This window comes from Pseudomonas sp. M47T1, from assembly GCF_000263855.1.
Lineage (GTDB): Bacteria > Pseudomonadota > Gammaproteobacteria > Pseudomonadales > Pseudomonadaceae > Aquipseudomonas.
This window is the reverse complement of the sequence record NZ_AJWX01000030.1, coordinates 57,659-76,554: the sequence shown is the minus strand read 5'-3', so window position 1 is coordinate 76,554 and position 18,896 is coordinate 57,659. Positions and strand designations below refer to the sequence as shown.

General features: G+C 62.6%; 17 protein-coding genes and 1 rRNA gene. 12 read left to right on the top strand and 6 right to left on the bottom strand.

Going from position 1 to position 18,896, the window contains the following annotated elements:
- Positions 1-96 precede the first annotated feature (96 nt).
- Positions 97-212: ribosomal RNA gene (gene rrf / locus PMM47T1_RS24400) — 5S ribosomal RNA — on the top strand.
- A 170-nt stretch (positions 213-382) separates the two neighbouring features.
- Here rrf and PMM47T1_RS24395 read toward each other — a convergent pair.
- The 3 genes from PMM47T1_RS24395 to PMM47T1_RS24385 form a co-directional block, all read right to left on the bottom strand.
- Entirely contained in the window at positions 383-2,005 is a 1,623-nt protein-coding gene (locus tag PMM47T1_RS24395) for a methyl-accepting chemotaxis protein (protein WP_008374032.1), read from the bottom strand.
- A gap of 242 nt (positions 2,006-2,247) precedes the next feature.
- Positions 2,248-2,604 (bottom strand): 6-carboxytetrahydropterin synthase QueD, encoded by a 357-nt coding sequence (queD, locus tag PMM47T1_RS24390; RefSeq protein ID WP_008374030.1) that lies wholly within the window; start codon positions 2,602-2,604, stop codon positions 2,248-2,250.
- Positions 2,605-2,665: 61 nt separating this feature from the next.
- Positions 2,666-3,745 (bottom strand): hypothetical protein, encoded by a 1,080-nt coding sequence (locus tag PMM47T1_RS24385; protein ID WP_008374028.1) that lies wholly within the window; start codon positions 3,743-3,745, stop codon positions 2,666-2,668.
- A 218-nt stretch (positions 3,746-3,963) separates the two neighbouring features.
- Here PMM47T1_RS24385 and PMM47T1_RS24380 point away from each other — a divergent pair, with 218 nt between their 5' ends.
- The 6 genes from PMM47T1_RS24380 (at position 3,964) to PMM47T1_RS24355 (ending at position 8,463) form a co-directional block, all read left to right on the top strand.
- Positions 3,964-4,272, top strand: a complete 309-nt coding sequence (locus tag PMM47T1_RS24380; RefSeq protein WP_008374026.1) for a PepSY domain-containing protein — start codon at positions 3,964-3,966, stop codon at positions 4,270-4,272.
- On the top strand, positions 4,272-4,580 hold the full coding sequence (locus PMM47T1_RS24375) for a PepSY domain-containing protein (protein ID WP_008374024.1): 309 nt from the start codon (positions 4,272-4,274) through the stop codon (positions 4,578-4,580). Before PMM47T1_RS24380 ends, PMM47T1_RS24375 begins: the two co-directional genes overlap by 1 nt.
- Positions 4,580-5,248 carry a response regulator transcription factor gene (locus PMM47T1_RS24370; RefSeq protein ID WP_008374022.1) on the top strand — a complete coding sequence of 223 codons (669 nt, stop codon included), beginning with the start codon at positions 4,580-4,582 and terminating at the stop codon, positions 5,246-5,248. Before PMM47T1_RS24375 ends, PMM47T1_RS24370 begins: the two co-directional genes overlap by 1 nt.
- The gene (locus PMM47T1_RS24365; RefSeq protein WP_008374020.1) at positions 5,245-6,576 is read left to right on the top strand and encodes a sensor histidine kinase; all 1,332 of its coding nucleotides are present in this window, start codon (positions 5,245-5,247) and stop codon (positions 6,574-6,576) included. Before PMM47T1_RS24370 ends, PMM47T1_RS24365 begins: the two co-directional genes overlap by 4 nt.
- A gap of 69 nt (positions 6,577-6,645) precedes the next feature.
- Positions 6,646-7,719, top strand: coding sequence for an AI-2E family transporter (locus tag PMM47T1_RS24360; protein WP_008374018.1), 1,074 nt, complete (start codon positions 6,646-6,648; stop codon positions 7,717-7,719).
- Between the two features lie 42 nt (positions 7,720-7,761).
- Entirely contained in the window at positions 7,762-8,463 is a 702-nt protein-coding gene (locus PMM47T1_RS24355; RefSeq protein WP_008374016.1) for a GntR family transcriptional regulator, read from the top strand.
- A 66-nt stretch (positions 8,464-8,529) separates the two neighbouring features.
- Here the strand turns inward: PMM47T1_RS24355 and PMM47T1_RS24350 are convergent, their stop codons facing one another.
- Entirely contained in the window at positions 8,530-9,576 is a 1,047-nt protein-coding gene (locus PMM47T1_RS24350) for an aromatic ring-hydroxylating oxygenase subunit alpha (protein ID WP_008374013.1), read from the bottom strand.
- 341 nt (positions 9,577-9,917) lie between these two features.
- Here PMM47T1_RS24350 and mrdA point away from each other — a divergent pair, with 341 nt between their 5' ends.
- A complete protein-coding gene (gene mrdA, locus PMM47T1_RS24345) occupies positions 9,918-11,846 on the top strand; it encodes a penicillin-binding protein 2 (RefSeq protein WP_008374011.1) in 1,929 nt (642 codons plus the stop codon).
- Positions 11,847-11,890: 44 nt separating this feature from the next.
- Here mrdA and PMM47T1_RS24340 read toward each other — a convergent pair whose 3' ends face one another.
- The gene (locus PMM47T1_RS24340) at positions 11,891-13,039 is read right to left on the bottom strand and encodes an aldose epimerase family protein (RefSeq protein WP_008374009.1); all 1,149 of its coding nucleotides are present in this window, start codon (positions 13,037-13,039) and stop codon (positions 11,891-11,893) included.
- A gap of 201 nt (positions 13,040-13,240) precedes the next feature.
- Between PMM47T1_RS24340 and PMM47T1_RS24335 the strand changes: the two genes are divergently transcribed.
- The 4 genes from PMM47T1_RS24335 to araH all read left to right on the top strand — a co-directional run bounded on the left by PMM47T1_RS24335 (position 13,241) and on the right by araH (position 17,900).
- A complete protein-coding gene (locus PMM47T1_RS24335) occupies positions 13,241-14,119 on the top strand; it encodes an SMP-30/gluconolactonase/LRE family protein (RefSeq protein ID WP_008374008.1) in 879 nt (292 codons plus the stop codon).
- A gap of 119 nt (positions 14,120-14,238) precedes the next feature.
- Positions 14,239-15,249, top strand: coding sequence for a substrate-binding domain-containing protein (locus tag PMM47T1_RS24330; protein ID WP_008374007.1), 1,011 nt, complete (start codon positions 14,239-14,241; stop codon positions 15,247-15,249).
- 134 nt (positions 15,250-15,383) lie between these two features.
- On the top strand, positions 15,384-16,913 hold the full coding sequence (gene araG / locus PMM47T1_RS24325) for an L-arabinose ABC transporter ATP-binding protein AraG (protein WP_008374006.1): 1,530 nt from the start codon (positions 15,384-15,386) through the stop codon (positions 16,911-16,913).
- Positions 16,914-16,934: 21 nt separating this feature from the next.
- Positions 16,935-17,900, top strand: a complete 966-nt coding sequence (araH, locus tag PMM47T1_RS24320) for an L-arabinose ABC transporter permease AraH (RefSeq protein ID WP_043301489.1) — start codon at positions 16,935-16,937, stop codon at positions 17,898-17,900.
- 98 nt (positions 17,901-17,998) lie between these two features.
- On the opposite strand, the gene PMM47T1_RS24315 is transcribed toward araH, so the two are convergent.
- Positions 17,999-18,883, bottom strand: coding sequence for a LysR family transcriptional regulator (locus tag PMM47T1_RS24315; protein ID WP_008374004.1), 885 nt, complete (start codon positions 18,881-18,883; stop codon positions 17,999-18,001).
- Between the last annotated feature and the right edge of the window lie 13 nt (positions 18,884-18,896).

Below are 18,896 nucleotides of genomic sequence, written 5' to 3'. Positions count from 1 at the left end.
GGTGTGAAGATGACATGAACCGAAAGTTTGCAACTCACAACCATCACATACCCGATTCGCTGGAGTGTCCAACAAGACCTTCTGGCTACAGAATTTCTTGACGACCATAGAGCATTGGAACCACCTGATCCCATCCCGAACTCAGCAGTGAAACGATGCATCGCCGATGGTAGTGTGGGGTTTCCCCATGTGAGAGTAGGTCATCGTCAAGATTAAATTCCGAAACCCCCACTTGCGAAAGCAGGTGGGGGTTTTGTCTTTCCGGGCCCGCAGGACCTTCAGCGCTGCCATGTGGAACACACGCCTGCAGCGCACGCCGTCGCAGCCTGGCGGCAGCGCCTATGAAATGGCGTACCGGCGGCAACGGCTATGGATCGCGCTATCAAGCCCTGAACCGCGACACCAACCCCGTCAACTCGCCCGCCAGCGCTGTCATCTCACGACTCGCCGCGCTGGCCCTAGTGGCACCCTCCGATGATTGGGTCGACAGGTTGCGGATGTTGATCAAGTTGCTGTCCACCTCGCGAGCCACATGGGATTGCTCTTGGGCTGCGCTGGCAATCACCAGGTTGCGTTCGTTTATTTCGCCAATGGCCGTATAGATCTGCTCTAGCACATCGCCGCAGGCCTGGGTCAAGGTAAGGTTGACCTGGGCTTTTTCGGTGCTGGAGCGCATGGAGTTGACCGCCGCCTCTGTTCCGCTCTGCAGCCGTACGATCATCTGCTCGATTTCCCGGGTCGATTGCTGGGTTCGGTGGGCGAGGGTACGTACCTCGTCGGCCACCACGGCAAAACCGCGCCCGGCTTCTCCCGCGCGCGCGGCCTCGATGGCAGCGTTCAGGGCCAGCAGATTGGTCTGTTCGGACACAGCGCGAATCACATCCAGCACTTTGCCGATCTCGCGCGTTTCACCGGCCAGGGTCTGAATCAGTTCTGCACTGCCCTGAATGTCCGCAGCCATGGCATGGGTGCCGTCGATGGTGTCCTGCACCTGCTGACGGCTTTGCTGAGACAACGCGTTGGAAGCCTCGGCTGCTTGTGATGTGGATACGGCATTGCGCGCCACTTCCTCGACCGCGGTCGTCATCTGCGTCACTGCGGTGGCCGCTTGCTCCAGCTCCTGGTCCTGCTGCTGTACACCGCGATTGGACTCTTCGGTCACGGCACTCAGTTGTTGCGCGGCGCTGGCCAATTGCTGGGCCGACGCACTGATATGGGCAATGGTCTCGCGCTGGCTGTCCTGCATGCGGCTGAGCTCGGTAAACAGCTCACCGATTTCATTGTGGTTGCTGGCGGCAATGGGGTCGCGCAAATCACCACTGGCGATGCGCTTGAAATGCTGCCCCGCCAGGCTCAGCGGCCGCAACACCCGCGCGACGATGAATGTCCAGCAACAGGCGGCCAGTACCAAGGTAATCACCAGCAACAACCCGGCCATGGTTTTCGCCTCGCCAAGGCGCTGGTCGGTCAACACCATCAGCGCTTCACTGCGGTCGTTCAACGCCTTCATCAGTGCATTGCGCTGTTCCTGCAGTTGGCCCATGGCTGCCGAGGCATCCTGGTTCACCTTGAAGTAGGCGCCCAGGTCGCCGGCGCGGGCAGCCGCCCGTTGCCCTTCGATGGTGTTGCCGTAGGCGGCGAATGATTGCTCCAGTTGCAGGCCTAGGGCAGTGTTCTGCGGCTCCAGCGTCTGGCCGAAATGGTCGATCAATTGCGCTGACGAACGCCAGATATCTTCCGAGCGCGCCAGCCGCGCCGTGGCAGCTTGAGGTTGGCCGCCCAGGTTCTCCAGGAACGCCGAGGACACGTTGGCACTGGTTCGGATGGCCAACAGCAAGGCGTTATTCAGACGGTCGGCCTGTAGCGCGGTACGGTGCAGTTCCTGCACCTGGGTATCACTTTGCTCGGCATTGCGCCAGGCGCTGAGGGTAGAAAACAGCAGGGCAGCAACAAACAATGACAGGATGGCGCACATACTGGTGCGAATACTGAGATGAGGAAACATGCGATCAACTCCCGGGATCGGAACAGGCGCGGACTCTTCGCCCTTCTCGGCTGGGGAGAAGGGCGCATCTGGATTGTTGTTGTCAGAATGATCCGCTATCTCTATATCGAATCCCCGGCGCCAGGCTTTATGGCCAACTGCCAGGTAATGGGCGATTACCGACCACCCTTGCGACCTTTTGTCGCACTTCCAGGCACAAAAAAACCACCGCAAGGGTGGTTTTTTTCAGACAGCCGAAGCGATCAGTCTCCGTAGTATTCGCAGCCACTGGTGCAGGTTTCATGGATGCGCACCTTGGACAGCTCTGGCAGCAGAGGCTTGACCTGGTTCCAGATCCACTTGGCCAGCACTTCGCTGGTTGGGTTTTCCAGGCCAGGGATGTCATTCAGGTAGTTGTGGTCCAACTGCTCGTACAGCGGCTTGAAGATCGCCTTGATTTCCGAGAAGTCGCGGATCCAGCCGGTGTGAGGGTCCACCGGACCGGTCAGGTGCAGGGCGACCTTGAATGAGTGGCCATGCAGGCGACCGCATTTATGCCCTTCAGGGACATGTGGCAGCCGGTGAGCCGATTCGAAAGTAAATTCCTTGAAAATTTCCACGTGTCTTGAACCCGAAAAAGCCAATGCAATCGCCTAGTCTACCAGTAACCTGACCCGGGCGTCAGAGGGGCTGCAGCACATCATTCAGCCTGCCGGTTGCCACCAGGTCCAGAAACTCGTCGCCCATGCGCCGGCTCTCACTCATGGCGGTGCGCCAATAGTCCTGGCGTGCCTTGTCCTGACCCATGAAGCGCTTGAAGTCGCTGCGGTCGGGCAATTTGCCGTGAGGCAGGCGAGCCAGGTACTGCGGCGAGGGCGCCAGCAGTATCACATTGCGCAGGCGCTGGGCGTCGCCACGGCGCCAGGGCAGGGCCTTGTCGAACCAGCCAGGAATGACCTTGTCGGTGAAGTGCGGGTACAGCACCAGGTCGCCGCCGCTGTAGGGCAGGTCCAGGTGGTAGTCCAGCAGGCCGCCGTCGCGGAAAGTGCCGGCGCCTGCACCGGGAATGTCGCGCACGCCCTCCATCACCATCGGGATGGAGCCTGAGGCCAGCAATGCCTGACGCAGGTTGCCGATGCTCAGCGGCAGGTAGCGCGAGGGGAAATCGGTGAGGGGGTGTAGCGGCGGTGCCAGGCGCTGGTCATGCAGGATCACTCGTTCGAAATGCCGCGACAGGCGCCTGCGGCCGATGAGGTTGTCGGCAATGACCGAGCCCAGGCCCAGGCCAAGCTGGCCGCGGTGGTCTTGGGCCAGTAGACCCTGGCTGCGCACCACCATCACGTTCAGGCGGTAGCGGGGGTTGTCGAGCACGCGCGCGTCCTGGCCCTGCAGCAGCTCATCGAGCATGCGGTGGCAACTCTGACTGACTTCGGCCATGGTCACACCCTTGGCAAAACGCTGCTCGTTGTAGAGCTGCCCCAGCCTTTGCAGGCCGTGCACAGGGTCCGGCAGGCAGGCGCTGGCGAAACGCCAGGAGCCGATAGAGGCACCAATCAACGAGCGTTCGCGTTCGGCCCGGGGCAGCCAGTCGCCGAACAACGCCAGGTCCAGCCCCTGTATGCCCAAGGCCTTGGGACCACCCGCCGCCCCTGGCAGCGTTCCGACATCGGCGGGCTGCAAGCCATGATCGCGAATCCGGGCCATGGCCCGGTGGCCAGCCTTGATGATCAGGGAAGGGGACTTGATGTGGATGGCGCTCATGTGGAACCTCGTGACAGACAGGCAAATCTACTGCATTTCCCGCCTGCCTTGTAGCGGGGTAACGATTGGAAGTTTCCTACGGGAAGCGTTGCCCCCATCCGGCTTACGACCCGGTCGTAATCCGCTACGATGATGGCCTTTCAATTTCAGCTTCAATTAAGTTGCTCCGGATAACCTCTGCTTCACACAAACACACTTGATTGACATTGGAGCTTGCCATGAACCACCTGACCGCGCTGATCACCACCCTTGCCCTGGCCCTTGGCGCCACCGCCGTGCAGGCCCGCGACCTGGGCCCCGATGAGGCGTTGCGCCTGCGCGATGCAGGTACCATCCAGTCATTCGAGAAACTCAACGCCGCGGCGCTGGCCCGTCATCCGGGGGCCACGGTCAAGGAAACCGAACTCGAGGAGTCCTACGGCAAGCACCGGTACCAGGTTGAACTGCGCGACGCCAAGGGTGTGGAGTGGGACGTGGAACTGGATGCCGCCAGCGGCGAAATCCTCAAGGACCACCAGGACACCTGATGAAAGCAACCACTCGGCCAGGCCCGCTATTGGCGCTGGCCGCCTGCTGTACCTTTGCCAGCGCCCACGACCTGGGGCAGGATGAAGCGTTGAAGCTGCGCCAGGCAGGGGTGATCCTGCCGCTCGAACAACTCCTGCAGAAAGCCCTGGCCCGCTACCCCGGTGCCAAGCTGCTGGAAGCAGAGCTGGAAGAGGAGGACGGTATCTACACCTATGAAGTCGAACTGCTGACCCGCGACGGCGTGGTACGCGAGATCGAGCTGGAGGCCGCCACCGGTCACCTGCGCAAGGACAAGGAAGACGACTGATGCGCCTGTTGCTGGTTGAAGACAATGTGCCCCTGGCCGATGAGCTGGTGGCCGGCCTGAAGGGGCAGGGTTATGCGGTGGACTGGCTGGCGGACGGACGCGATGCCGCCTACCAGGGCAGCGTTGAACCCTACGACCTGATCATTCTGGACCTGGGCCTGCCCGGGTTGCCCGGGCTCGATGTCCTGGCACAATGGCGCGGTGCAAGCCTGGCCACCCCAGTGCTCATCCTCACGGCCCGGGGCTCCTGGGCTGAGCGCATAGAGGGGCTCAAGGCCGGCGCCGACGACTACCTGACCAAACCCTTCCACCCCGAGGAGCTGCACTTGCGCGTGCAGGCCCTGCTGCGGCGTGCCCGTGGCCTGGCCAATCAACCAACCTTGCAGGCGGCCGGCCTGCACCTGGACGAACAGCGCCAGTGTGTCACCCAGGGCGGTGTCGACATCCAGCTGACCGCCGCTGAATTCCGCCTGCTGCGCTACTTCATGTTGCACCCCGGGCAAATCCTGTCCAAGGGGCACCTGGCCGAACACCTGTATGACGGTGAAACCGAGCGCGACTCCAATGTACTGGAGGTGCACGTCAACCACCTGCGCCGCAAACTCGGCCGCGCGGTGATCGAAACCCGCCGTGGCCAGGGTTATCTGTTCGGGACGGGCGCAGGGTGAAGTCGATCCAGGGGCGCCTCAGTGTTGGCCTCATCACCGTGCTGGTGGTGGTGGGCGTGGCGGTGGCGCAGGTGGGCCTGTGGCTGTTCGAAGTGGGGCTGCAACGCTACCTGGAGGCAGGCTTGCGCAATGAAAGCGAAAGCCTGCTGGTAGCGCTGGTGCGTGGGCCCAATGGCCTGCAACTGGATGATCGACGTATTTCCCCGGCCTACGAACGACCGTTTTCCGGGCATTATTTTCGTGTCGACTTTGGCGACGGCCATTGGCGCTCCCGCTCGCTCTGGGATCAGGAGTTTCCCCTGCCCGAGACGACCGGCCTGCACGCCGGCCTGACGCTTGGGCCGGAAGGGCAGTCGCTGCTGGTGCTGCGTGCCGACTACCGACGCCTGGGCCATGACCTGTCGATTAGTGTGGCCCAGGACTACACGCCGGTGCGCGACAGTTTCCAGCGCATGCAACGTATCGGCCTGGGCATGGGCCTGGTGGCGTTGTTATTGATCCTGGTATTGCAGCGGCTCACGGTAAAGCGCGCGCTGCGACCGCTGGAGCGCGTTCGTGAACAGATCGCCCAACTGCAGCAGGGCCAGCGCTCGCAGCTCGACACCCAGGTGCCGGTGGAGCTCGAACCGCTGGTGGCCCAGGTCAACCACTTGCTGGCCCACACCGAAGACAGCCTCAGCCGGTCCCGTCACGCGCTGGGTAACCTGGGCCACGCGTTGAAGACGCCCATGGCGGTATTGTTCAGCCTGGTCGCCGGCGAGCGGTTGGCAGGGCAACGCGAGCTGGCCAAGGCGTTGCGCGAGCAACTGGAACAGATCGAGCAGCGCCTGGGGCGCGAGCTCAATCGTGCGCGCCTGGCCGGGGATGCGCTGCCGGGGCAGCTGTTTGACTGCGAAACCGAAGTGGCCGGGCTGGTGGCAACCCTGCGCATGATCCACGGCCAGGAACTGGCTATCATCTGCAATCAGCCACCGGGCCTGAAGCTGCCGTGGGACCGTGAAGACCTGCTGGAAGTGCTGGGCAACCTGCTGGACAACGCCTGCAAATGGGCCGACAGCGAAGTGCGCCTGACCCTGGTGGCGCACGGGCGCGGCTATGTGCTGGAGGTTGATGATGATGGGCCGGGCATTCCCCAGGCCCGTCGCGACGAGGTGCTCAACCGCGGCGCGCGCCTGGACGAGCAGGTCAGTGGCCATGGCTTGGGCCTGGGCATTGTGCGCGACATCGTCGATGCCTGGGGCGGTACCCTGGCATTGCTGGCCAGCCCCCAGGGCGGCCTGCGTGTGCGCATCGGCCTGCCGCGCCGCGCCATCGACCCCTGCGGCTAAACTCCGCTCCGGTTCTGTTGCCTAACGCCTGTGCTGATAGTGCACTGCGTTGACTCACATGGACCGGACATGAACGAAACCCTACTGCAACACAAGGCACTGATGGTGCTGCTGACCCTGGTTAGCCTGGCGTTCATCTGGATCATGCTGCCGTTTTACGGGGCGATTTTCTGGGCGGTGATTCTCGGTATTGTCTTCGCGCCACTGCAACGTCGCCTCACCCTCAAGTTCAACCGACGCCGCAACCTGGGCGCCTTGGCTACGTTGATGATCTGCCTGGTGATCGCCATTTTGCCGGTGATCATCGTCAGTGCGCTGCTGGTGCAGGAGGGCGCCGGGCTATACAAGAACATCGAGAGTGGCGAACTGGATATCGCAGGCTACATTGCCCAGTTCAAGCATGCGCTGCCGGCGTCACTGCAACATTTGGCCGACCGCATGGGCATGGGCAACCTGGAAGGGCTGCGGGACAAAATCAGCAAGTGGGCCATGCAGGGCAGCCAGTACCTGGCCACCCAGGCGTTCAGTTTTGGCCAGGGTACGTTCGACTTCATCATCAGCTTCGGCATCATGCTGTACCTGCTGTTCTTCTTTCTGCGCGACGGGCCTGACCTGGTGCGGCGCATACGCAACGCGGTGCCGTTGGCCGAGCACCAGAAGCGCCGCCTGCAACTCAAGTTCAACCGGGTGGTGCGCGCCACGGTCAAGGGCAACTTACTGATGGCGGTGGTGCAAGGCGCCTTGGGCGGGGCGATTTTCTGGTTCCTGGACATTCCCAGCGCCTTGCTGTGGGCGGTGGTGATGGCGTTCATGTCGTTGCTGCCTGCGGTCGGCGCGGGGGTGGTGTGGGCGCCGGTGGCAGCGTTTTTCCTGCTTAACGGGTCCATGTGGCAAGGGGCCTTGCTCACCGGTTACGGGCTGTTGGTCATCGGCATGGTCGATAACGTGTTGCGCCCCATTGTGGTCGGCAAGGACACACGCATGCCCGACTACCTGATCCTGGTCTCGACCCTGGGCGGCCTGGCGGTGTTCGGCCTCAACGGCTTTGTGATCGGGCCTTTGATTGCGGCGCTGTTCATGTCCAGCTGGTCGATATTCGCCGCCACCAAACAACAAGTACGCTTGCCACAGGATCCGCTCTGATCTGGTTTATCATGGCCGGGATCCAATAATGGAAGACTGTTCATGAGTAAGCCCGGACAAAGGGTATTGATTGCGTTGCGCAAGATGATTGCGGCAGGGGAGTTGGCGGCTGGCGAGCGAGTGTTCGAGGTGGCCGTCTCAGAGGCGCTTGGAGTCTCACGCACGCCGGTACGCATTGCCTTTCGCACCCTGGAGCAGGAAGGCTTGCTGGTGCAGCACGGCGCGCGTGGATACCAGGTGCGCAGTGTCAGTGCGCAGGACATCGCCGGCGCCGTGGAGGTGCGCGGCGTACTGGAAGGATTGGCCGCGCGCCAGGCGGCCGAGAACGGTCTGGATGCCGCGCAGTTGGATACCTTGCGCCAGTGCCTGATGGAAGGTGATGTGCTGTTCGACAAAGGACACGTCAGCGAGGATGACTTGCACGCCTACCACGACCTCAACATGCGCTTTCACCAGGTCATCGTGCAGGCCAGCAACAACCCGGCCATTGCCGATGCCCTGGCGCGCAACGACCATTTGCCGTTTGCCTCGGTGACGGCGCTGGCGGTGGACTGCGGTGACCTGGCGCGTGAATACCGCCGGTTCAACTATGCCCACATGCAGCATCATTCGATCGTCGATGCGCTGGCCAGCGGCCAAGGCGCACGCGCCGAGGCCCTGATGCGCGAACATGCCAACGCCACCCTGCGCTACGCCGAAGTGTTCGACGCCGCCAGCGAACGTATGAAAGTGCTGCGCGGGTAGCCTCCTAGCCGCTGCCGAAGGCTGTGCAGGCCTCTATCGGCAGTGGCTATAGGGGGCTCGTCGCGCTCAGGCGGTGCGCGCAATCAGGTTGTTCTCGGCATCAATCATCCGGTCGATGACTTGCCGCGCCCGCACACCGCCCACGTCGATCTTGAGCTTGAGCAGGCGCCGTTCCGGGTGCGCGCTCAGGTTGCGTTGCTGGCGCTCAAGCATCTCCAGGTCTTCACTGAATATGCGCCCCTGGCCCTCGCGGATGGTGTCGGTCAATGCCTGGTCCTCTGGGCGGAAGCGCCGGGCCATGCCCCAGAAATACCAAATTGAGGTCTCGGTACGCGGGGTGATGAAGTCCACCACGATGCTCGCGGCCTTGTGCGCATCTGGCGCATCGTAGCCGCCGAGGCCGGCATGGGCTACACCCACCTCGATCATCACATGGCTGGGCGGGGTGAAGCGGCAGATCTGCCAGCGGTCCACCGGCACGTCATCGGCCAGGCCGTTGCCGCGTAGCGCCTGGCGCCAGAACGGCGGTGCCATGATGTTGTGCATGTGGCGGGCGGTGACCACCTCGTCACCGTTGACCGTGGTAGTGGGCAGTGCTTCGTCGATCTCTTTCTGGCCGATGCTGCTGGCGTGCACGTAGGTCTCATGGGTGAGGTCCATGAGGTTGTCGATCATCAGCCGGTAATCGCAGGCGATTTCATACAGGCCGCCGCCGTAGGCCCATTGCGGGTTGTTCGCCCATTCCAGGTGCGGGATCTGGCCTGGCTCGGCCAAGGCTTGCTCGCCGGGCCATACCCAGATGAAGCCATGGCGCTCCACGCAGGCAAAGGTGCGCGTCAGCGGAAAGCTGGCGACTCGCTGACCGGGCATGGACTGTACCTTGCCATCGCACCCCATCACCAGGCCGTGATAACCACACACTAGTTGCCCATCGACTACTCGCCCCAGGGATAACGGCGCACCACGATGCGGGCAGAAGTCTTCCAGGGCGGCCACCTGGCCACTGCCGTTACGGTAGAACACCATTGACTCACCGCAGATCTGCCGGCCCAACGGGCCGGGGGCGAGTTCGTCGGGGGTGCAGGCAACGTACCAGGTATTTTTCGGGAACATGAGCGATCTCCAGGCCAGGCTTTTGTTTTTATATGGATCCATTAATCGCCAATATTTCATTCCATGTCAATGATGTTTGTTTCAATGGATCCATTAAAATCGGCATAATCGACCCGCTGGCACGCGCTACGTCGGCCTGCGGGACGTCAGCCTTGAGGCCTACAGGGTGCATTCGTTACCATCGCGCTCGCCGCACATGCTACCTACGGTATTTGGCTCTATTTCCTACGCGCCCGGAGGGCGTTTCACCCCCTGAAACCGGCGTTTGCCCCTTCTGGCAGGCGTGTCGAGGTGTTCGGGGACTGCTGTCTTGTCCATTTTTTTGTCGTTAGAGCGGTTTAATGCCACAACCCATTCCCCTGAAAGATCACGAAAAAGAAAAACGCCTGGTCAACCGCCGTCTGATTGCCTGTGCTGTCTTTGTTCTGGCCCTGAGTTTCGCACTGGTCGGCCGCCTGTATTTCCTCCAGGTCATCGAATTCGCCTACCACTCCACCATTTCCGAGAACAACCGGGTTCACGTGCTGCCCATTCCCCCCGAGCGCGGCGTGATCTACGACCGCAATGGCGTGGTATTGGCCACCAACCGGCCCAGCTTCAACATGACCCTCACGCGCGAGCGGGCAGGGGACTACAAGCATGTACTGGATGAAGTGGTGCAGATCCTCGGCCTGACCGACGACGACCGCAAACAGTTCGACAAGGAACTCAAGCGCGTTCGCCACCCATTCGAACCCGTCACCTTGATGTACGAGCTCACCGAAGATCAGATAGCCAAGGTCGCGGTCAACCAGTACCTGCTGCCGGGCATCGACGTGGAAGCGCAGTTCGTGCGCGAATACCCGCTGGGCGAGCACTTTGCTCACTCGGTAGGCTACGTGGGCCGAATCAACGAAAAAGAAGCCAAAACCCTCGACCAGACCGAGTACCGCGGTACGCAGTCGGTGGGCAAGACCGGCATCGAGCGCTTCTACGAAGCCGAACTGCATGGCCATGTGGGTTACGAGGAAGTGGAAACCAATGCCCAGGGGCGGGTGATGCGCGTGCTCCGCCACACCGACCCCATCCCCGGCAAAAACATTGTGCTGAGCCTCGACGCTCACTTGCAGCAGGCCGCCGAGGACGCACTGGGCGACCGTCGGGGTTCGGTGGTGTGCATCGATCCGGAGACGGGCGAGGTGCTGGCCATGGTCAGCAAGCCAGCCTTCGACCCCAACCTGTTCGTGACCGGCATCAGCTTCAAGCAGTACGCCAGCCTGCGTGATTCCATTGACCGGCCGTTGTTCAACCGCGCGTTGCGCGGCCTGTATGCGCCCGGTTCGACCATCAAGCCGGAAGTGGCCATCGCCGGCCTGGACAGCGGCGCCACCACGGCCCAGTCGCGGGTGTTCGACCCGGGCTACTACGAGCTGCCCAACTACGACCACAAGTACCGTAACTGGAACCACAGCGGTGACGGCTGGGTGGATATGGACGCGGCCATCATGCGTTCCAACGACACCTACTTCTATGACCTGGCCCACAAGCTGGGGGTGGACCGCTTGCATGACTACATGACCCGCTTCGGCCTGGGTCAGAAAGTGTCCATGGACATGTACGAAGAGGCGCCTGGGCTCATGCCATCGCCGGCGTGGAAGCGCGCCACGCGGCGCCAGGCCTGGTTCCCGGGTGAAACCTTGATCCTGGGGATTGGCCAGGGCTACATGCAGGTCACGCCGCTGCAACTGGCCCAGGCCACCACCCTGATTGCCGCCAAGGGCGTATGGCATCGTCCGCACCTTGCCGAGACCGTGGGTGGGGTGACGCCGGTGGACGAGAACCCGATGCCGAACATCGTCTTGCGCAACCCGCAGTACTGGGAGCAGGTGAACCACGGCATGCAGTTGGTGATGCACGACCCGCGTGGCATCGCCCGTGCGGCGGCCCAGGGCGCGCAATACCGCATTGCCGGCAAAAGTGGTACCGCCCAGGTGGTGGCAATCAAGCAGGGCGAGCGTTACAACCGCCTCAAGACTCTGGAACGCAACCGCGACAACGCCTTGTTCGTCGGCTTTGCGCCGGCCGAACATCCGAAGATCGTGGTGTCGGTGATGATCGAAAACGGCGAGGCCGGCGGTCGTGTCGCCGGCCCCGTGGTGCGGCAGATCCTCGATGCCTGGCTATTGGACGCCAATGGCCACCTCAAGCCCGAATACGCCAGCCCCACGCCTGCCACCAAGGCAGACCCGGTGGCGGCAGCGCCGCTGCATCCCAAACACTCCGCCGCCTAACCGCCATACCACTCACGTGCAGCCTGGCGGCATCGGCTACAGGCCTACTTGGCGCTGAACTTGAGGACGGTGGTCTGGGTGTACGCCTTGCCCGGATCAAGCCGCGTGCTTGGGAACGCTGGCTGGTTCGGCGAGTCCGGGTAATGCTGGGTTTCCAGGGTGAAGGCGCCCCAGTGCGGGTACACCGTGCCACCCTTGCCATGCACCGTGCCGTCGAGGAAGTTGGCGGTGTACAGCTGCACCCCAGGCTCTGTGGTGTAAAGCTGCAACACTCGCCCTGACGCCGGGTCGCGAACCTCGGTGGCCAGTTTCTTCACATCGCCCTTGGTGTCCAGCGCCCAGTTGAAATCGAAGCCGCCTTGCTTGGGCTCGGCAAATTTCAGCTGCGGGTGGTCGTCCTTGATGTGCGTGCCAAAGGCGGTGGGCTTGAGGAAGTCCATGGGCGTGCCCGCCACGGGGGCCAGCTCGCCAGTGGGAATCAGTTTGGCGGTCACTGGCGTGTAGTGGGAACCGTAGACCGTGGCCACTTGCTTGAGGATATCGCCATTGCCGGCACCGGCCAGGTTGAAATAACTGTGGTTGGTGAGGTTGAGCACCGTGGGTTTGTCGGTGGTGGCACGGTACTCGATGCGCAGCTCGTTCTTGTCGTTCAGGCTGTAGGTCACCTGGGTATTCAAGGTGCCGGGGAAGCCCATTTCACCGTCGGCCGACACGTAGGTCAGGGTCACGCCAACGCTGTCCTTGGCCTTGCTGGGCTGGGCTTTCCACACATGCTTGTCAAACCCCTGGGTACCGCCGTGCAACGAGTTGGGGCCATCGTTGGTGGGCACTTGGTACTGCGTGCCGTCGAGGCTGAAGCGCCCCTCGGCCAGGCGGTTGCCGTAGCGGCCGATGGTGGCGCCAAAGTACACGGTGGGGTTGGACTGGTAGCCGTGCAGGTCATCGAAGCCCAGTACTACGTCGGCTACCTTGCCGTGCTTGTCCGGCACCAGCAGCGATTGCAGGATGCCGCCATAGGTAATGATGGTTGCCTGCATGCCGTGGCTGTTCTTCAGGGTGTATTTTTCAATGGCGGTGCCGTCGGGCAGCGCACCAAAGCTGCCGCGCTCGGCACTCAGGCCGGCGGCGTGGGCGGTGAGGCTGGCCATCATGATGGAGAGTCCGAGGCTGGCGAGGGTGAAGTGTGATTGCATGGTAAGCCTTCCTTTTTGTTGTTTTGGCGGATGCTTTGGGAAAATTCCGGTCTATTGGTCAGACTATTTGCCTTGGTTTTTGTTTCAGCAAGCTTATATAGTCGAAAAAACACCACTTGAAAAATAAATGGTAATACTATTTAGTGATGCTGTAGCCGAACACAGGCCTCAGCGACAACAATAAGAACAGAAGGGCGTGACATGAATTGGCAGGCACTCAACCCCCTGCGTTACCGGCTCGCCGAAGGCGCGTTCTGGGACGCCCCCACCCAGGCGCTCTACTGGGTGGACATCGCCGGCTTCAAGGCGTGCCGCCTTCAGGACGGCGAGCTGCGGCACTGGCAATTGAGCGAGCCGGTCTCGGCGTTCATTCCCACCCAGGCCGGTGACGCCCTGGTGACCCTGGCCAGCGGCGTGCATCGCCTAGACCTTGATTCCCCGCCCCATGCCCCGCGCATCACGCTGTGGTGCCAGGCCGACCCGGTGCCGGGCAACCGCGCCAACGAGGCGCGTTGCGACCCCCAGGGGCGCCTATGGCTGGGCAGCATGCAGAATAACCTGGACGCGGAAGGCGCCGACCTGCCCCTGGAGCGCCGCAGTGGCGGCCTGTTTCGCATCGACGAGCAGGCGCGCGTAGAGGCGCTGCTCGAAGGGCAAGGCATCGTCAATACCTTGCTGTGGACCGCCGACGGCACCACCTTGCTTAGCGCCGATACCCTGGACGGCGTGATCTATCACTACCCACTAGACGCGCAAGGCTTGCCCGGCCCCCGCCACGTATGGGCGGCCCAGCACCCGCGCGGCGACCCGGATGGTTCGGCCATGGACGCCCAGGGGTTCGTATGGAATGCGCGCTGGGGCGGCCATTGCCTGCTGCGCTTTGCCCCCGACGGCAGTTTGGACCGAGTGGTCGAATTGCCAGTGGAGCACCCCACGAGTTGCGTGTTCGGCGGCGCGGACCTGAGCCGACTGTACGTCACCAGCTCGTGCCAGGCAGGCAGTGACAACCCCCTGGATGGTGCGGTGCTGTGGGCCGATGTCGGCGTTGCGGGCCAGCCTTGCCAGCGTTTCGCCGGGTGACACTACGTTACATAGATGTACCGGATTACATGCTAAGACTGTAAATCGCCCCCGTAGCGGGTGCGCCACTCAAACCGCTGGACGCTGTAGCTATATCAAATAAGAACAAGGAGTTAGCTATGTTGAGTCGTCATGGGATTCGTTCCCTGTGCTGTGCCGCCGTTGCCACCGCCATTCTGGGCATGGGGTCTGCAGCTTCGGCTGCCGACGAGGTCAAGATCGGTTTCCTGGTCAAGCAGGCTGAAGAGCCCTGGTTCCAGACCGAATGGGCCTTCGCCGAAAAAGCCGCCAAAGACAAGGGCTTCACCCTGATCAAGATCGCCGTGCCTGATGGCGAGAAAACCCTGTCAGCCATCGACAGCCTGGCTGCCAACGGTGCCAAGGGCTTCGTCATCTGCCCGCCGGACGTGTCCCTGGGCCCGGCCATTGTCGCCAAGGCCAAGGCCAACGACCTCAAGGTCATGGCCGTGGATGACCGCTTCATCGACGCCAGCGGCAAGTTCATGGAGGACGTGCCGTACCTGGGCATGGCCGCCTTCGAGGTGGGCCAGAAGCAGGGTGCCGCCATGGCCGATGAAGCCAAGCGCCGTGGTTTCGACAAGGATGGCTGGAAGGAAACCTACGCCATCATCAACACCTTCAACGAACTGGACACCGGCAAGAAGCGCACCGACGGTTCAGTGGACTCGCTGAAAAAGGCCGGCCTGCCGGCTGACCATATCCTGTTTACCGCGCAGAAAACCCTGGATGTGCCGGGCAGCATGGACGCCACCAACTCGGCGCTGGTCAAGCTGCCGGGCGCGGCGAAGAACCTGATCATCGGCGGCATGAACGACAATACCGTGTTGGGCGGCGTGCGCGCGGCGGCCTCCAACTTCGATGCCAAGCACGTGATCGGCGTGGGTATCAACGGTACTGACGCCATCGACGAACTGAAAAAACCGGAAAGCGGTTTCTACGGCTCGATGCTGCCCAGCCCTGACAAAGAGGGCTACAACACCGCTTCGCAAATGTACGAGTGGGTCACCACCGGCAAGGAACCGCCCAAGTACACCGCCATGGACGACGTGACCCTGATCACCCGCGCCAACTTCCAGGACGTGCTGACCAAAATCGGTCTCTGGAAGTAACGCCCGGCGGGCGACCGCGTTGCGCCTTTCGCGGGCGCGGTCCGCTCCTGCAGATACGTGCTTCCCGGTAGGAGCGGACCGTGTCCGCGAAGCGAGCGCCGCGGACCAAGGTCTGATCACAGAGTGCCTTTTTTATGCAAGCATCCACGGCAATACAACAACAAACCGCCAACGGCAGCCTGCGTTTCGACGCCATCGGCAAGAATTTCCCCGGCGTGCGCGCCCTGTCCGACATCAGCTTCACCGCTTACCCAGGCCAGGTGCTGGCGCTGATGGGAGAGAATGGCGCGGGCAAGTCCACCCTGCTGAAAATCCTCGGCGGTGCCTACCAGCCCAGCGCTGGCCAGGTGCTGATCGGCGATCAGCCCATGGCCTTCAAGTCGGCGGCCGACAGCATCGCCAACGGTGTGGCGGTGATTCACCAGGAACTGCACCTGGTGCCGGAAATGACCGTGGCCGAAAACCTGCTGCTGGGCCATATGCCAGCGCGGTTCGGCTTGGTCAACCGCGGCGCCATGGTCCGCCGTGCCCGTGAGCTGCTCAAGGGCCTGGCCGACGAGATTGACCCCAACACCCGCTTGGGCGAACTGTCCCTGGGCCAGCGCCAGTTGGTGGAAATCGCCAAGGCCATGTCGCGCAATGCCCACGTCATTGCCTTCGACGAGCCCACCAGCAGCCTGTCGGCTCGCGAGATCGACCGGCTGATGACCATCATCACCCGTTTGCGCGATGAGGGCAGGGTGATCCTCTATGTGTCCCACCGCATGGAAGAGATCTTCCGCATCTGCGACGCCGTCACGGTGTTCAAGGACGGCCGCTTCATCCGCACTTTCGACGACATGGCCCAGCTTACCCATGACCAGTTGGTGACGTGCATGGTCGGCCGGGACATCCAGGACATCTACGACTACCGCCCCCGCGAACAGCATGGTCCGGCCCTGCACGTGCGCGACCTGCTGGGCCCAGGCCTGCAAGAACCGGTGAGCTTTACCCTGAACAAGGGCGAGGTGCTGGGTTTCTTTGGCCTGGTGGGCGCCGGCCGCACCGAACTGCTGCGCCTGTTGTCGGGCCTGGCTCGCCACAGCGCCGGCAGCGTTGAACTCGAAGGCCAGCCGCTGCACCTGAAAAACCCGCGTCAGGCCATTGATGCCGGCATCCTGCTGTGCCCCGAAGACCGCAAGAAAGAAGGCATCGTGCCGCTGTCCAGCGTGGCGGAAAACATCAATATCGGTGCGCGCAGCCGGCATGCCTACTTGGGTTGCCTGCTGCAGGGGCGCTGGGAGCGGGACAACGCACGCCAGCAGATCAGCGCCATGAATGTGAAAACCCCCAGCCCGGCCCAGCAGATCATGTTCCTGTCGGGCGGCAACCAGCAGAAGGCCATTCTCGGCCGCTGGCTGTCGATGCCCATGAAGGTACTGTTGCTCGACGAGCCAACGCGCGGCATCGACATCGGTGCCAAGTCCGAGATCTACCAGATCATCCACAACCTGGCGGCCAAGGGCATCGCGGTGATCGTGGTGTCCAGCGACCTGATGGAAGTGATGGGCATCAGCGACCGCATCCTGGTGATGAGCGAAGGCGCGCTGACCGGCGAAGTGAGTCGCGAACAGGCCGACGAATCCCGTCTGCTGCAATTGGCACTGCCACGTACCCGTGGCTGAACAATAATAACCGAGGTGCTTATGACCACTCCCACAACCCTGCACGCTCCGCGGCAAGGACTGAACATGCGCCGTTTCCTCGATGAGTGGGCGATGCTGCTGGCGGCCCTGTGCATCTTTGCGCTGTGTGCTGTGGTGATCGACAACTTTCTATCACCCATGAACATGCGTGGCCTGGGCCTGGCGATTTCCACCACCGGCATCGCGGCCTGCACCATGCTGTATTGCCTGGCGTCCGGGCATTTCGACCTGTCGGTCGGGTCGGTGATCGCCTGCGCCGGTGTTATCGCCGCCGTAGTGATGCGTGACACCAACAGCGTCTTCCTGGGCGTGTCAGCCGCCCTGGGCATGGGCCTGATCGTGGGGCTCATCAACGGCATCGTGATCGCCAAGCTGCGCATTAACGCCTTGATCGCGACCTTGGCCACTATGCAGATCGTCCGAGGCCTGGCCTACATCTTCTCCAACGGCAAGGCGGTGGGGGTGATGAATGAAGGCTTCTACGTGTTCGGCAACGGCCAGATCGGCGGCGTGCCGGTGCCGATCCTGATCACGGTTATCTGCTTCATCTTCTTCGGTTGGTTGCTCAATTACACCACCTACGGGCGCAACACCATGGCCATTGGCGGCAACCAGGAAGCCGCGCGGCTGGCAGGCGTGCACGTGGACCGCACCAAGATCATCATCTTCGCCGTGCATGGCCTGGTGGGTGCGCTGGCGGGCGTGGTACTGGCGTCGCGCATGACCTCCGGCCAACCCATGGTGGGCCAGGGCTTCGAGCTGACGGTGATCTCCGCCTGTGTGCTGGGGGGTGTATCGTTGAGCGGCGGCATCGGCATGATCCGCCACGTGATTGCCGGCGTGCTGATTCTGGCGATCATCGAAAACGCCATGAACCTGAAGAACATCGACACCTTCTACCAGTACGTGATCCGCGGCACTATCCTGCTGATCGCCGTGATCATCGACCGCCTGAAGCAACGTTGACCTGTAGCAGCGGCCGTAAGGCTGCGAAAAGGTCCGCTGGACTTTCATCGGTGGGGCTGCAATCGCGTCCCCACCTGTTCGCAGCTTGGCGGCAGCGCCTACCGGGCCAACGAGCGGAGGGCTTCAACCACGGTCTGCAAGGCCTTGCTCAGCCGCTTGTCCTGACGCAACACCAGCCCCAGGGTACGCTTGAGCATGGGCGTCAGCGGCTGAATCTGCAGGCCGCGGCGGTGGTGCAGGGCATGCACCGCCATGGCCGGGACGATGCTGAAGCCAAGCCCCGCAGCCACCATCTCCTTGATCGCCTCGATGCTGCCCAGCTCCATCACCGGGCGCAGGCGCACCCCGGCCTGGGTAAACCACTCATCAATCAGCAGGCGCGTGCCGCTGCCCGATTCGAACGCCACCATCGGCAGTTCCGCCAGGTTGGCCGCCGTCAGCCGGGCGGGCAGGCTGGCGTCTTCGGCAAAGATGGCCACGAACGGGTCCTCCAGCAACGGTGTCACCACCAGGCTACGGCCACTGGCGGGCAAGGTCACCAGCGCCAGGTCCAGGCGGTTGTGTTCCACGTCGCGCAGCATGGCGTCGGTGTGCCCGGTGGTCACGCGTACATCCAGGGCCGGGTACTGCTGGCGCAATGTCTGCAGCATGGGCGGCAGCAGGTGGATGCAGGCGGTGGCGCCGGTGCCGATGGCCACGCTGCCGGCCACCCCGTCGGCATGGCTGGCCAGGTCGTACAGGGCCTGGTCCACCACTGCGTCGATACGTCGGGTATGCTCCAGCAAGGTAGTGCCGGCAGGGGTAGGGGCCAGTCGCCGCCCCACGCGCTCGATCAGACGCACTTGCAGGCGCGCCTCCAGCTGGCGGATCTGCAGGCTCACGGCCGGCTGCGTGAGCCCCAGGTGCACGGCCGCGGCAGAGAAGCTGCCATAGGCCATGACGTGCGTGAAGGTGTGAAGGTGAACAAGGTTCAGCGCGGCCATGTCTAAGTTTTTC

Coding starts and splice junctions, on each gene's coding strand:
- PMM47T1_RS24395 (WP_008374032.1), bottom strand. CDS start 2,005: ATGTTTCCTCATCTCAGTATTCGCACCAGTATGTGCGCCATCCTGTCA.
- PMM47T1_RS24385 (WP_008374028.1), bottom strand. CDS start 3,745: ATGAGCGCCATCCACATCAAGTCCCCTTCCCTGATCATCAAGGCTGGC.
- PMM47T1_RS24380 (WP_008374026.1), top strand. CDS start 3,964: ATGAACCACCTGACCGCGCTGATCACCACCCTTGCCCTGGCCCTTGGC.
- PMM47T1_RS24375 (WP_008374024.1), top strand. CDS start 4,272: ATGAAAGCAACCACTCGGCCAGGCCCGCTATTGGCGCTGGCCGCCTGC.
- PMM47T1_RS24370 (WP_008374022.1), top strand. CDS start 4,580: ATGCGCCTGTTGCTGGTTGAAGACAATGTGCCCCTGGCCGATGAGCTG.
- PMM47T1_RS24360 (WP_008374018.1), top strand. CDS start 6,646: ATGAACGAAACCCTACTGCAACACAAGGCACTGATGGTGCTGCTGACC.
- PMM47T1_RS24355 (WP_008374016.1), top strand. CDS start 7,762: ATGAGTAAGCCCGGACAAAGGGTATTGATTGCGTTGCGCAAGATGATT.
- PMM47T1_RS24350 (WP_008374013.1), bottom strand. CDS start 9,576: ATGTTCCCGAAAAATACCTGGTACGTTGCCTGCACCCCCGACGAACTC.
- mrdA (WP_008374011.1), top strand. CDS start 9,918: ATGCCACAACCCATTCCCCTGAAAGATCACGAAAAAGAAAAACGCCTG.
- PMM47T1_RS24340 (WP_008374009.1), bottom strand. CDS start 13,039: ATGCAATCACACTTCACCCTCGCCAGCCTCGGACTCTCCATCATGATG.
- PMM47T1_RS24335 (WP_008374008.1), top strand. CDS start 13,241: ATGAATTGGCAGGCACTCAACCCCCTGCGTTACCGGCTCGCCGAAGGC.
- PMM47T1_RS24330 (WP_008374007.1), top strand. CDS start 14,239: ATGTTGAGTCGTCATGGGATTCGTTCCCTGTGCTGTGCCGCCGTTGCC.
- araG (WP_008374006.1), top strand. CDS start 15,384: ATGCAAGCATCCACGGCAATACAACAACAAACCGCCAACGGCAGCCTG.
- araH (WP_043301489.1), top strand. CDS start 16,935: ATGACCACTCCCACAACCCTGCACGCTCCGCGGCAAGGACTGAACATG.
- PMM47T1_RS24315 (WP_008374004.1), bottom strand. CDS start 18,883: ATGGCCGCGCTGAACCTTGTTCACCTTCACACCTTCACGCACGTCATG.